This is a genomic window from Pseudonocardia sp. ICBG162 (assembly GCF_020496225.1).
Classification (GTDB): Bacteria; Actinomycetota; Actinomycetes; order Mycobacteriales; family Pseudonocardiaceae; genus Pseudonocardia; species Pseudonocardia alni.
On record NZ_JAHLJD010000019.1, the window covers coordinates 21,387 to 34,505 of the forward strand.

The 13,119-nt window shown below is 67.5% G+C and carries 9 protein-coding genes, 1 tRNA gene, 3 pseudogenes and 1 other annotated feature; of the genes and pseudogenes, 7 read left to right on the forward strand and 6 right to left on the reverse strand.

The features are described from left to right. Nucleotides 1–199: 199 nt before the first annotated feature. Complete coding sequence (locus KPL60_RS18605) at nucleotides 200–2,887, forward strand: ATP-binding protein (protein ID WP_226366624.1); 2,688 nt, start codon at nucleotides 200–202, stop codon at nucleotides 2,885–2,887. A gap of 107 nt (nucleotides 2,888–2,994) precedes the next feature. Further along, a complete protein-coding gene (locus KPL60_RS18610; RefSeq protein ID WP_226366902.1) occupies nucleotides 2,995–3,450 on the forward strand; it encodes an SLATT domain-containing protein in 456 nt (151 codons plus the stop codon). Nucleotides 3,451–4,224: 774 nt separating this feature from the next. Here the strand turns inward: KPL60_RS18610 and KPL60_RS18615 are convergent. Beyond that, nucleotides 4,225–5,481 (reverse strand): annotated as a pseudogene (locus tag KPL60_RS18615) (IS3 family transposase). Then, nucleotides 5,066–5,197: a sequence feature (AL1L pseudoknot), on the reverse strand. Its footprint overlaps the pseudogene before it by 132 nt. A 53-nt stretch (nucleotides 5,482–5,534) precedes the next feature. On the opposite strand from KPL60_RS18615, the pseudogene KPL60_RS18620 reads away from it, so the two are divergent. The 3 genes and pseudogenes from KPL60_RS18620 to KPL60_RS18630 form a co-directional block, all read left to right on the forward strand. Next, a pseudogene (locus tag KPL60_RS18620) lies at nucleotides 5,535–6,704 on the forward strand (DUF3631 domain-containing protein); the annotation flags it as partial. Next, on the forward strand, nucleotides 6,701–6,910 hold the full coding sequence (locus tag KPL60_RS18625; protein WP_226366625.1) for an excisionase family DNA-binding protein: 210 nt from the start codon (nucleotides 6,701–6,703) through the stop codon (nucleotides 6,908–6,910). The pseudogene KPL60_RS18620 and the gene KPL60_RS18625, both read left to right, overlap by 4 nt. 41 nt (nucleotides 6,911–6,951) lie before the next feature. Then, a complete protein-coding gene (locus tag KPL60_RS18630) occupies nucleotides 6,952–8,118 on the forward strand; it encodes a site-specific integrase (RefSeq protein WP_226366626.1) in 1,167 nt (388 codons plus the stop codon). Between the two features lie 98 nt (nucleotides 8,119–8,216). On the opposite strand, the gene KPL60_RS18635 is transcribed toward KPL60_RS18630, so the two are convergent. Next, nucleotides 8,217–8,287: transfer RNA gene (locus KPL60_RS18635), tRNA-Gly, on the reverse strand. Between the two features lie 119 nt (nucleotides 8,288–8,406). Between KPL60_RS18635 and KPL60_RS18640 the strand changes: the two genes are divergently transcribed. Together KPL60_RS18640 and KPL60_RS18645 are read left to right on the forward strand one after the other, a co-directional pair. Further along, nucleotides 8,407–8,976, forward strand: a complete 570-nt coding sequence (locus KPL60_RS18640) for a sigma-70 family RNA polymerase sigma factor (protein ID WP_226366627.1) — start codon at nucleotides 8,407–8,409, stop codon at nucleotides 8,974–8,976. Then, nucleotides 8,973–9,641, forward strand: coding sequence for an anti-sigma factor (locus KPL60_RS18645; protein WP_226366628.1), 669 nt, complete (start codon nucleotides 8,973–8,975; stop codon nucleotides 9,639–9,641). The genes KPL60_RS18640 and KPL60_RS18645 overlap by 4 nt, the downstream gene beginning before the upstream one ends. On the opposite strand, the gene KPL60_RS18650 is transcribed toward KPL60_RS18645, so the two are convergent. The 4 genes and pseudogenes from KPL60_RS18650 to KPL60_RS34290 form a co-directional block, all read right to left on the reverse strand. Further along, entirely contained in the window at nucleotides 9,634–10,800 is a 1,167-nt protein-coding gene (locus KPL60_RS18650) for an FtsW/RodA/SpoVE family cell cycle protein (RefSeq protein ID WP_226366629.1), read from the reverse strand. The two genes, KPL60_RS18645 and KPL60_RS18650, sit on opposite strands and share 8 nt — an antisense overlap. 67 nt (nucleotides 10,801–10,867) lie before the next feature. Then, the gene (locus KPL60_RS18655; RefSeq protein WP_226366630.1) at nucleotides 10,868–11,476 is read right to left on the reverse strand and encodes a sortase domain-bontaining protein; all 609 of its coding nucleotides are present in this window, start codon (nucleotides 11,474–11,476) and stop codon (nucleotides 10,868–10,870) included. Between the two features lie 193 nt (nucleotides 11,477–11,669). Next, nucleotides 11,670–12,164, reverse strand: a pseudogene (locus KPL60_RS18660) (CHRD domain-containing protein); the annotation flags it as partial. A gap of 73 nt (nucleotides 12,165–12,237) precedes the next feature. Further along, a complete protein-coding gene (locus KPL60_RS34290) occupies nucleotides 12,238–13,116 on the reverse strand; it encodes a ChuX/HutX family heme-like substrate-binding protein (RefSeq protein WP_308016777.1) in 879 nt (292 codons plus the stop codon). Nucleotides 13,117–13,119: the final 3 nt, after the last annotated feature.

Sequence of the window (13,119 nt, forward strand, 5' to 3'; positions counted from 1 at the left end):
TTCCTACCAACTGTCGATCCGCTTAATGCAACCCGAGCATGACACCTGGAAGCTTTCGCGTACTCAACGAGCATGGAGCCAGCTAATGAATGCAAGTTATGACTATCAAAACGGACTCCTATTCTCCGGAGCCCTCGCTGCCCGCGAGGACGACGCTAACGCGAATCAGCGGGCTCGCCTCAAGAGTTCTCTCGAAACAATGCGCGCCAACGCTGCAGAGATCGCTTCGGAGACGCTGCGGTCCGCGCCCGACCTTACGGTGCACGATATATCCCACTCCGATGCCTTGTGGGACGTGGCAGACGAAATCTGTACGCCCGAAATGAGTTTCACGCCGTTAGAGGCGTTCGTCTTTGGGGCAGCGGCCATCATTCACGACCTCGGCCTCTCTCCGCTCGGGACTGACTCCACTCAGCTAGAGGGTCGGGCCGACCTTATTTCGTTGAGTTTGCGCAAGCACCTCGGTCGCACTCCGTCTAAGAACGAGATCGAGAACCCTCCCGAAGAGGTGACGTCCAGCGTTGATCAACAATTGCTTCGCGAGAATCATGCACGTAAAGCAGAAGTTCTCGCGAAGGAGGGTTTTGAGACCTCTTCAGGGCAGATCATATACATTCTATCGGACGCCGAACTTCGAACTCGCCTCGGTGATCTCATCGGTAAGCTCGCCCACAGCCACTATTGGCCGGTGGATGACCTGCCATCCCAGTTCGACCAGCGCCCTCTTTCCCTCCCAGGCTTCCCTCGAGACTGGGTAGTCGATCGTCTCAAGCTCGCATGCATCTTGCGCCTTACGGATGCAGCTCAGCTCGATATTCGACGCGCACCGATATTCAGTCGGATAGTTCGACAAGTTCGTGGCCTTTCCGCGCTGCACTGGGAGTTTCAAGAACGGCTCGAACGCCCGACCCGCGTAGGGACCCGTCTGTCATACGCATGCCTTCGTCCATTTCAGCGAGATACCTCACAGGCATGGTGGCTCGCCTACGACTACCTCCGGGAAGTCGATGGAGAGTTTCGCCGAGCTGACTCCCTCCTCCATGATCTAGACGTCCCGTCATTTCCAGTAACCGGTGTTACGGGAGTCGAGACTCCGGAACGATTCCGCCGCAGCATTCCCACAGACGGCTGGGTTCCGATTGATGCACGGCTACGCGTTAGCGATATCCCTCGGCTCGTGCAGCAGATTGGAGGCGAGGCACTTTACGGCGACCAGCCCCATGTTGGGCTTCGCGAGCTAGTGCAGAACTCAGTAGATGCTGTCGCTGCTCGACAGCAGGTCGACCCGACATTCACTCGTGGTCAAGTATCTGTACACCTACATGAAGACGAAGATGGCTGGATCCTGCGCGTCGAGGATAACGGTATTGGGATGTCGCGATCGGTCTTGACCGACACTCTTCTAGATTTCGGATCCTCACTATGGCGGTCCAATGACGCACGATCCGAACATCCAGGACTGCTGGAAACCGGGTGGGAGTCGATTGGCCGATACGGCATCGGATTCTACGCTGTCTTTCTTCTAGGCGATCAAGTTCAGGTCTGCACGAATAAGTACGACGAGGCAGCAGTCGACACGTCGGTACTAGAGTTCGATCATGGAGTTCTTGTCCGCCCCCTTCTCCGAGAAGCTTCTCGTCAGGAACGATTAACTCATGGCGGGACTTCCGTTTCCGTCAGGCTCCGCCGAAACCCGTACGATGACCGAGGACTACTCGGCGACCCCGACATACGCGGGGGCTTCATCGGAGACTTATGCGAGTCTCTTTTTCCCGCAATCGAAGTAAGTCTGAACGTCTGCGACCCCCAGTTCTCTCGTGCGTATGAGTTAGACGATGATGCAGACATTGCGCAAGAAGCTCGGAACGGCGAATTGGGGTGCGACACAGATACGGTCATTGTTGGACGCGACTGGTCCTCCCTCAGCTCCGCCGAACTGTTCGTTCGTCTTTACGGCCCCACTATGATGAGAGAAGTCGATGAGCAGCAGTCCCTCCTGTCGCTTGAACGGTTCGCCATGCTCGAACGACCACTCTACGTAGAATCAGAAGTAGTCGGACGACTGGCCGTTTCGACCACAACACAAGAGGAGATTGGCTACTACCCCCGCACAAGCGACGCCGTGGTGTGCGTCGGCGGCGTAAGGACCGACTCGAAGCAAAACTTCACCGGCGTTATATTCGGAGTACCGGACCGAGCATCACGAGACCTAGCGACGGTCGCAGTACCGAGCGAGGAGATTACTCGCTGGGCGAACGAGCAGTTCTCACTCTTAATTGATATCGAAGGAATCAGCAAGAAGAGTTTGCTTAAAGCCTGTGACTCACTTCGCGCGCTCGGTGCAGAATGCATGCGAATGCCCGGAGCGATAGCCAGAGATCGGTTGATTAACTATGAAGAGGTTAAAGACCTCGCTAGTCAGCATTCGACGCTCTTGATTCTTCGAGAGGAAGACCTATCTTGCTTCGAAACAGAGGGCGGTGGAATTGAGATTCGAAGCAAGCAGACAGGTGAGCGTCTGCTGTTAAACGAGAACGTGCTAATCGCATCGACTACAAGCTGGTCGGATCTCATGAGTTCTGTTGTAGTCAGTAGCAATCTGCGACCGAAATCCGACTTCTCGCCACGCGAACATTATCCACACTCAGAGGTTGGCTGGCGAAGGCACTGGTGGTACATGTGCGACACAGCTCAGGGCGACCTCGTTCGAATTGTGAGCTCCGTCTGGGATATAGAACCTGAGCAACTGATGGCGCGAGACCGCTACGACCCAAGACGAGCCTACGATCCAGTCTTTCGCACGATTGGGCAGTGGCAAGGAGGCAAGCCCGCGACGCTATCTGCACTGACGCTAAGCAGAGACTTGCAAGATCAAGACGCCGGGTGAGTCGGAAACTCCGCCCGACAGAAACCATTAGCAGGGAGATGCACATCACTACCGAGGATCCTGCGAATGTTCTCGCAGATACGCTGAATCTGTTCAACAGACATCGAATGCGAGTCCACCGCAAGGGTCGCGCCCAGTATCTTGCCTCACGCCGACTGTCAGGACTGAACACTCATCTCGGGGTGCCAGTCGTGGCACTAACTACCGTCGTTGGCACGGCGACATTCTCCTCCCTGAACGAGTCACCTGACACGAGTATCGTAATCATCGTTGGCCTCGCCTCGATACTTGCAGCCGTGCTTTCAGCACTTCAGACGTTTCTAGGTTTTGCTGAACGCGCAGAAAAGCACCGCATCGCCGCGAATGCCTACGCAGATCTGAAACGTCGCATGGATATCGGAGTCATCGACATAGCCCGCAACGGCAGCTTGAATAGCGCTGTCGAAATCGCCAGCAGCTTGATCAGAGAGATCGCCGACATTGACAGAAATAGCCCGGAGGCGCCGGATAAGTTCTACGACCAAGCGAGACGTGAGCAAGAGCAAGACTCGGAAGGTGTTTAGATTCCACAGACCCACTGTCAGACTATTGGTTCGCGATCCGCTTCTAGGCCGGCGGACGCGCTACGGTGGCCGAGCCATATACACCGCGCGTAGCGAGGCTAGCTGCTAAGCCGCTGGTGAACGTCACCTACACGCGAAGAACAAGGCGAGGAGGGTATCCAGGAGGTCTGAGGCCAAACTCCTCACCTGGCCACCCTATGCTCGAACTCTAAACTCACTTTCCTGAATAGCGATCATCAGCCACGAGACGCTCCTTTCGCGCATAGAAGCTGATCCACTCCCCGGGCACCCACTCCTGTGATCTCTGGACCTTCGGCGAACGGGACTAGATCCAGCAACTCTTTGATGCTGGTACTCCGCTAGCGTCGGCGGAAACGGGCGGTGCGGCGATAGCGCTCCTTCCCACGGTGGTAGCTCGCGCCATCTCGTCGACCTGGCGCAGCCCGATCACGCCCAGGGCAGGGGGCAACCGCCGCGCGTACTCGACCACCTACAGCCGGCGCCCGGGGTTTGGGCGCCGCTGCAACCCTGCCACCTCGTCAAGCTTGCCCCCTGTTCTGGGTGTGATAGCCCTTCGGGAGGTCGTCGAGATGGCACGAACCACCGCCTCCCACGACCGGACCGCAACCGACCGCGGGTGCCCATCTCGGAGACCTGCCTGCCCGGCGAGGGCCGGGGTGTGGGGCGGAGCCCCACGGTGTTGTCCCGGTTCTGTCGGTGCTCGGTCGCATACTCGGGTCATGAGCCAGAGCGTCGGTCTGAACCGCCCCGGGTTCAGTGGAGGCTGGGTTCTGCCCGTTCAGCATGCTGCTGCGGGGCGTGATTGCGGTAGTAGGTGGCTTCGGCTTCGGTCGGTGTGATCATCCCGAGTTGGCCGTGCAGGCGCCGATGGTTGAACCAGTCGATGTACTCAAGGGTGGCGATCTCGAGGTCGTCCACGCCGCGCCACGGGCCCCGCGGACGGATCAACTCGGTCTTGAACAGGCCGTTGAAACTCTCCGCCAGAGCATTGTCGTAGGAGTCCCCGCGACTACCGACCGACCCGACCGCGCCTGCCTCGGCGAGGCGTTCGGTGTAGCGGATCGCCAGATATTGCACCCCGCGATCGGAGTGGTGCACCAGCCCCGAGATGTCGGCCTGTTGCAGCTCACGACGCCACAACGCCATCTCCAGAGCGTCGAGGGCCAGGTCGGTGCGCAGATGCCGGGCCAGTTGCCAGCCGACCACCATCCGGGAATACACATCGACGACGAACGCGGCATAGACCCAGCCCGAGAACGTGCGCAGGTAGGTCAGATCCGCCACCCACAACCGGTTGGGCCCTGGCGCCCGGAACCGGCGTTCAACCAGATCCGCCGGCCGCTGCGCGCCGTGCTCGACAACCGTGGTGCGCACCGTGCGGCCCCGGACCGCACCGCGAATCCCGAGCTCACGCATCAGGCGCTCGACGGTGCAGCGCGCCACCCGGGTGCCTTCCCGGTTGAGCGCGGCCCAGATCTTGTCCGCCCCATAGACCCGGTAGTTCTCGGCGAACACCCGCCCGATCTCAACCTTGAGGACCTCATCGCGGCGCGCCCGCAACGAGAGCGGACGGGTCTTGGCCGCGTAGTAGCTGCGGGGCGATCGGCACGCCGGCCGCGGCCAGCACTGTGCAGATCGGCTCGACCCCGAACCGGTCGCGATGGGTGTCGATGTAGTCGATCACTTGCTGCCGCTGGGGCGGTCGAGCTCCGCCGCGAAGAAAGCCGACGCCGTGCGGAGAATCGCGTTCGCCCGCCGCAGCTCAGCGTTCTCCTTCTCCAGAGCCCGGATCCGGTCCCGCTCCGAGGTCGACGTCCCCGCCCGCACGCCCTGATCGATCTGGACTTGTTTGACCCAGCCCCGCAACGTGTCCCGATTGATCCCCAGCTGCTCCCCGACCCGGGTGCACGCCGCGGTCACGTTCACCTGCTCCTCGCCCTCGACCAGGTCCAGGACCAACCGGACCGACCGCTCCCGAATCTCATCGGGGTACTTCTTCGGCGCTGGCATGACTCCAACCCTTCCGTGGGTTCAGAGCCTCCATCAAGACCGGGGCGGTTCACAGCGCCGAGCCCGGCTCCGGCAAGACCCGCGTCCTAGAAGTGGCGCAGTACCTCGTCCGCAAGCCCGAGATGACCATCTCGATCACCACCGCGGCCATCTTCCGGATGCTCTGCGACGGTCCGGTCACGCTGCTGTTCGACGAGATCGACGCCGTGTTCTCGCCCAAGGGCGGCGGGAACAACGAGGACCTGCGTGGACTGCTCAACTCCGGATACAAGCGCTCGGCCACCGTGTCCCGCTGCGTCGGCGACGCCTCCCGGATGAAGGTCGAGCGGTTCCCGGTGTTCGCCCCGGTCGCGCTGGCCGGGATCGCCGGGGCCATGCCCGCCACGATCACCACCCGAGCGATCACCGTGCACATGCGCCGCCGTGCACCGCACGAACGCGCCGAGGCGTTCCGCGAGCGTCGGGTCGAGAACGAGGCGACGCCGCTGCGCGAGCAGCTCGCCGCCTGGCTCGACAGGGTCGGCGAGGACGAGCTGGTCGGTGCCGAGCCGGTCATGCCCGAGCAGGTCACCGACCGCGCCGCCGAGGTCTGGGAACCCCTGCTCGCCATCGCCGACCTCGCCGGCGGGCACTGGCCCGACACCGCCCGCGCCGCCGCCGTGCACTTCGTCGGCCAGGCCACCGAGACCGGCACCTCGGTCGGCACCCGGCTGCTCGCCGACCTGCGCGCCCTGTTCACCGCCCACGAAGCCGAACGGATGGCGACCAGCGACATCATCGGCCGGCTCTGCGCCGACGAGGAAGCCGGCTGGGCCGACCTCGACGGCCGCCCCCTCGACGCCCGACGCCTCGCCCGCGAGCTGGCCCGCTACGGCGTCCGTCCCGGCCCACTGCGCATCGGCGGGCACGTCACCAAGGGCTACCACCTCGACGGCGCGCTCTCCGACGCCTTCGCCCGCTACCTGCCACCCGCCACCGAGCCCGACCCGTCAGGTGCGGTTACCGCAGTTACAGCGGTTACACCGCAGGTCAGAGGCGTAACCGATCCCGACCGCGTAACCGCGCCCACGGTTACGCCCCCTGTCGAGCCCCCACCCGACGACCCACCGGAGCAGGCCGCCGTAACCGACGCAGCGGTTACACCCCGTTCATCGGTTACGCCCCTGACCAGGCACGTAACCGCTGTAACCGCTGTAACCGACTCCGACGGGGGTGCCCGATGAGCGAGCGCTATCTGACCGTGGTCGAGGTCGCCGAGCGGCTCGGTACGACGGTGCGGTTCCCTCGTCGCCTGATCGCTGAGCGCCGGATCGCGTTCGTCCGCATCGGACGGCACGTGCGGATCGCGGAGAGCGTGCTCGACGAGTACGTCGCCCGATGCACGGTCTCCCCGATCCCTGTGCGCCGACGCGGACGGAGGGCTGCCTAATGGGTGGGAACAGCACCGGCCGCCGACGTCGGTTCGGGAGCGTGCGCAAGCTGCCGTCGGGAAACTGGCAGGTGCGCTACCCGGGTCCGGACGGCATCCTGCGCTCCGACGAGCGGACCTATCCGAGCAAGACGGAGGCGAACGAGCGGCTCGTCGACATCGAGGCAGAGGTTCGTCGGGGTGAGTGGATCGACCCGGACGCCGGCCGCGTCTCGCTGGCCGAGTATGCGGAACGGTGGATCGCCGAGCGCGATCTGGAAGCCCGGACCCGCGAGCTGTACGCCGGGTACCTCCGTAATCACATCGGCCCCACCCTGGGACAGGTCATGATCGCCGACCTCACCGCACCTCGCGTTCGCGCATGGCGCAGCGCGCTACAAGAGGTAGGGACGGGCGCGGCGACGATCGCGCGCTCCTACTCGCTCCTCCGCGCAGTGCTCAACACCGCCGTCGACGACGAGATCCTGCGCCGCAACCCGTGCCGGATCACGGGCGCGGGCCAAGCGGAGACACCGGAGCGGCCCACCGCGACGCTGACGGAGGTCTTCGCGATCGCCGCAGGAATCCAACAGCGGTACCGGCTGCTGGTGCTGCTGGCCGCATTCGGACAGCTCCGATTCGGCGAGCTGGTCGCCCTCCGCCGCTCGGACCTGACCGTGCCGCCGATGCGGAAGCCGACAGCTCCCGAGATCGCGGCAGGCGCGGACCCGGACTCGCCGATCGACGATGGCGTTCCGGTCCTCCGGGTCTCGCGCGCACTCGCCGAGCTGAACAACGGGCAGCGGGCCCTGAAAGGGCCGAAGTCCGCCGCCGGCCGGCGCACTGTGGCCCTGCCGGCCGCAATTCTCCCGGAGATCCGCGAACACCTGCGGCTGTACGCCGAGCCCGGTTCCGACGGCCGGCTGTTCATCGGTCCCAAGGGCGCGTCGCCCCGTCGCAGCGCGTTCAACAAGATCTGGAAGAAGGCTGTTCAAGCTGCCGGAGCGAACCCGCTGCTGCACCTACACGACCTGCGACACACCGGCGGGACGCTGGCCGCGCAGACCGGCGCGACGCTGCGCGAGGTGATGTCCCGAATCGGGCACGGCAGCGCACGGGCAGCGCTCATCTACCAGCACGCGACCAGCGAGCGCGACCACAGGATCGCCGAGGCGCTGGACCTCATGAGCCGCGAAGCGCGAGCGGCCGGAGAGGAGGCCGCGAGATGACCTCGCACCACTGATCTGGCACGAAACTGGCACGAACGCGGAACGGCGCCCCTCCCAAGATCGGGAGTGGGCGCCGTTTCTGCTGGTAGAACCACCTGAGCGGGCGACGGGAATCGAACCCGCGTAGCCAGTTTGGAAGACTGGGGCTCTACCATTGAGCTACGCCCGCATGCCCCGATCTCGTCGATCAGGACCCCCGCAGCGTATCCCACTCCGACCCCGTGAACATCCCCGCCCCCGGGTGCGTACACACCGGGGACAGGGACGTTCAGGAGGTTGCGGACACCGATGAAGGCGCCCCACCGCAGGTTGCGCTCCGTCGACGCGCGCGCCGCCGAACCCGGGCTCGACTCCGAGCCGGGGCTCCGCGCCGCGTACACCGCGCACGGAGCCGAGCTCTACCGCTATGCCCTGCGTCAGCTGGGCGACGAGGGTGCGGCCCAGGAGTCCGTGCAGGAGGTCTTCCTGCACGCATGGCGTCGTGCCGACTCCTACGACCCGTCGGTCGCCAGTCTGCGGGTGTGGCTGTTCGCCATTGCCCGCAACGTGGTCATCGACGAGATCCGTAGGGTCGCGGCGCGGCCCTGGCGCCGCAGGCTCACCGACGAGCCCGAGACCGGGAACGACTCCATCGGCCCTGCCGACGACGCCCTGGTCGACGGTTGGCTGGTCGAGGAGGCGTTGCGGCGGCTCCGTCCGGAGCACCGGCAGGCGATCGTCGAGGCGTACCTGCGGGGCCGTCCGCACGCCGAGATCGCGGCGGAGGCGGGGGTGCCCGTGGGGACGATCCGCAGCCGGGTCTTCTACGGGCTGAAGGCGTTGCGACTGGCGATGGACGAGATGGGGGTGGAACCGTGACTCCGGACGAGCACCGGGCGATGCGGGAGTCGTTGGGTGACCACGCGATGGGCCGGCTGGAGGGCGACGAGCTGGCGACCCTCAAGGCCCATCTGCAGGGCTGCCCGGCGTGCCGCGAGGAGCTGGCCGAGGTCGCGAGTGTGCTGCCCGCGCTGGGCCGGGTCGATCCCGACCGGCTCGACCACACTCCCGCTCCCCCGCCGGACCTGGGCGACCGGATCATGGCGGCGGCGCGGGCCGAGCGTCCGGCATCGGCCGCGGCCCGGGCACGGAACCGGTGGGCTCCGGTCGCGGCGGCGGCCGCGGCCGCGCTGCTCGTCGGCGGCGTCGCCGGCTACCTGGTCGGCGACCACGACGGGATCCCCCGCGAGCCGGTCGCGGTCCAGGCGATGGACCCCGCGGTGCAGGCCACGGCGGTCGCGATCCCGCACACCTGGGGCGTCGAGATCGTGCTCGACGGCGACGGGTTCCGCTCCGGTGCGACCTACCGCGTCGTCGTCGAGGCCGAGGACGGGCGTGAGGTGAGCGCGGGCGAGTTCATCGGGACCGGCGCCTCACCGATGGTCTGCAACCTCAACTCCTCGGTGCTGCGGGCCGACGCGGAGGAGTTCCGGGTCCTCGACGGCGCCGGGTCCACGGTGCTGCGCGGCAGCCTGGCTACCTGACGCGGCGGGCGGCGTTGGCGACCAGCCCGAGCAGGAACAGGGTGCTGACCAGCGCCGTCCCGCCGGCCGACACCAGCGGCAGCTGCTGGCCGGTCACCGGGAGCAGGCCGACGACGTAGCCGACGTTCATCACGGCCTGCACGACCACCCAGGTCGCGGTCGCCGCCGTCACCAGCCGCAGGAACGTGTCCCGGGTGCGGGCGGCGACGCGCAGCCCGACCCAGGCGATCAGCAGGTAGAGCGCCAGCACGGCGAGCCCGCCGACCAGCCCGAGCTCCTCACCGATGACGGCGAAGATGAAGTCGTTCGCGGCGTTGGGCAGGTAGTCCCACTTCGCGCGGCCCTGGCCGAGGCCGGTGCCGAGCAGGCCGCCGTCGGCGAGGGACAGCAGTGCCTGGCGGGACTGGTAGCCGGCGCCGAGCTCGTCGCCGGCGCCGAGGAAGGTGCTGATCCGGTAGCGGCGGTAGTCGGCGGTGAACCCCAGGACCGCGACGCCGAGCAGCGCCCCGCCGGACAGGCCCCCGAGCAGCACCAGCGGCGCCCCGGCGAAGAACAGCAGCGACAGCACGATGACGCCGAGCGCGACGGTCGTGCTGAGCGCGGGCTGCAGCATGAGCAACGCCCCGGCCAGCAGCGCGACCGGGACCAGCGGAAGGACGGCGTAGCGGCCGTGGCGCACGGCGCGACCGCGCAGCGCGAGCACGTGCGCGCCCCACAGCAGCAGCACGACCTTGGCCGCCTCGCCCGGCTGCACGGTGAACCCGGCGACCGAGATCCACCGGCGGGCACCGCCGCGGACCTCCCCGATTCCCGGGACCAGCACGAGCACCAGCGCGGCGAGACAGGCGAACAGCAGCCACGGCGTCCACCGGCGTAGCCGGACCGGTGACACCCACATCCCGAGCGCGAACGCGCCGACCCCGAGCAGCAGGAAGATGAGGTGGCGGACGAAGACGGTGAGCACCATCCCGTCGGCGACGGTCTTCCCGCCCGCCGACGCCGACAGCACCATCACGACTCCGACCGCCAGCAGCGCGCCGGTCGCACCGAGCAGCAGGTGCAGCGGCGGGACGCGGCGCAGCCGGGCGAGCCGCGACGCCCGGGGGCGTCCGGCTGCGGCGCCCGTCGGGCGCGGGTCGCGCTGTCGCGGCACCGTCACCCGATCAGTGTGGTCCCGGACCGGGCGTCCGGGGCGGAACCGGACGTCTCGGCGCGTCGGGCAACGGTCACAGCGCCCGGGCGTGCACGACCATGTTGTCGAGGTAGCTGAGCGCCCCCCGGTCGAAGTCGCCCGCACAGGTGACCAGGCGCAGCTGGTCCGGTGACGCACCGCCGAACACGGCGAAGGTCGGGAACGCGTCCTTGGGCATCTGCTCGGTCCGCTCGACGGCGTACCGGTCGACGGAGCCGTCGTCGCGGCCGACCTCGATCACGTCGCCCGGGGCGAGGTCGCGCAGGTCGATGAACACCGCGGGCCCGTCGCGCGAGTCGACGTGCCCGAGCAGGACGGTCGGGGCGGGCGCGGTGCCGCGGTCGAACCAGCCGACGCGGTCGTAGTCCTGCGGGACCTCGGCGGTGCCGTCGTCGGCGATGCCCAGCCGCAGCAGCTCCGGCTCGTCCACCCCGATCGCCGGGATGCGCAGCGAGACGGGCACACCGGCCGCGGCCGGGACCGCGGCAAGCGGCGCGCCGGCGGACGGTGCCGCAGGCGCCGGAACGGGAGCAGCGGGGGCGGGCGGTGCCCCACACCCCACGAGCAGGAACACCAGCGCGACGACGCCCGGGAGCAGCAGGGCTCCCGGGCGTCGGTCACGCGTGCGGTCAGCTCTGCGCACGGCCCCGGCGGGCCATCAGCACGCCCGCTCCGGCCGCGGCGGCCAGGCCGGCGGCGCCGACCGCGTAGAGCGCGGTCGAGTCGGAGGAGGAGCCACCGGCGCCGGTCTCGACGCCGCCCATCGGGACGGCGGCGAGCTGGCCGCGCACCGTGCCGGCCGCGAAGTCGGCGGTGTGGGTGTCACCGGTGAAGCCGGTCGGGTTCGCCTCGATCTGCTTCAGCGAGAAGCCGGTCGCGGTGTCCTGGCCGTTGTCGCCCTCGAGCCCGGTGGTGAACGGGCCCTGCATGCAGCCCGACGAGGTGCGGACGTCGCCGTCACCCTCGGGGTTCGGGAACGCCAGGCGCGGCGGGCCGGGCTTGCCGACGGCGGCCTCGTGGATGTGCGTCGCGGTCTTGGCCGGGCTCTGGTACTCGCCGGTCACGCCGCGCAGGGTGATGTCGTAGCAGATGATCTCGTCGTCGGAGTTGATCCGGAAGTTGAACTCACCGGTCGCGCCGGGCTCGCCGGGGACGGCCTGCCCGTCGTTGTTGATGACGGCATCCGGCGTCGCGCTCACGGTGTACATGCTGGTGAACGTCGACGGCTCGGGGACCTCGGTCTCCTGGGCGAACGCGATGCCCGCGGTCGCGGCGAAGCCGAGTGCGGTGGCGGCGGTGACGGCGGCGAGACGGGGCAGGGTGCGGCGCATCCCGGTGTCCTTTCTGACGGGTTCATCCTTGATTGCCCGTCTCTACGGCCACTGCGCCCACCGCGTTCACCACTCACCCGATCGGGTGCAGCAGCACGTCCCGGACCATGCGTTCCCAGGCCGTCACGACCTCGGTCGACGGCAGCCCGAACTGCCCGACCAGGGCCAGGCAGCGGCCGTCCGCGCCGGTCAGGAGCACCGTCGTCATCGGACCGTGTGGGCCGTGCGTACGGACCGGGCGCACCGCGTCGACCTCGCCGGGGGCGAACGCGAACTGCACCGCACCCGAGACCACGCCGACGACGTCGCCGGTCTCGACGTGGTCGACCGACCCCGTCCCGACCTGCAGGCAGCCACCGTGGGGCACGGCCAGCCCGGCCGGGACGCCGTGCTCGCAGAGCAGACACAGCAGGTCGACGACCCGGGCGACGTCGCACGGCGGGGTGGCCGGGACGAGCCCGTCGGGGACCCGGCCGCCGCCGTCGGTGAGCGCGTCGAGGAGGCCGAGGTGGTCGAGCTCGTCGGGGGCGGTGAGCGGCGGCCCGGCGGGCGGGTCGTCGGCGCGCGGGGCCAGCCGCAGCACCTCGGTGACCAGCGGAGCGTCGGGTGACAGCAGGTGCGCGCGGTGCACGGCCGCGCCGTCGCCGTCGAACAGCCACAGCGCGGCGGGCTCGCGACGCCCGTCGTCGGCCCGGGTCGCGACGACCGAGGCGACCGCAGGGCGGGACAGGCGCAGGGTCACCGCGCCGGGCCGGACCGGGAACGCCTCGCCGGTGAAGGTCGGCTCGGCGTAGGTGCCGAGCTCGCTGATCAGGGCGCTGCCGTTCGCGGTGGTCGCGACGACCTCGTCGAGCAGCGGGAGGTGCCGCGCCAGCGTGCCGGCGTCGAGGTCGAGCCGGTCGCCGGCGAGGTGGGAGAGCAGGACGTCGAGATCGGTGTGGGGCAGGGTCACGGG

Excerpts from the sequence above, each read along its gene's own strand:
- KPL60_RS18605 (WP_226366624.1), top strand. The coding sequence starts at position 200 with ATGCGCGCCAACGCTGCAGAGATCGCTTCGGAGACGCTGCGGTCCGCG.
- KPL60_RS18610 (WP_226366902.1), top strand. The coding sequence starts at position 2,995 with ATGCGAGTCCACCGCAAGGGTCGCGCCCAGTATCTTGCCTCACGCCGA.
- KPL60_RS18625 (WP_226366625.1), top strand. The coding sequence starts at position 6,701 with ATGAGCGAGCGCTATCTGACCGTGGTCGAGGTCGCCGAGCGGCTCGGT.
- KPL60_RS18640 (WP_226366627.1), top strand. The coding sequence starts at position 8,407 with ATGAAGGCGCCCCACCGCAGGTTGCGCTCCGTCGACGCGCGCGCCGCC.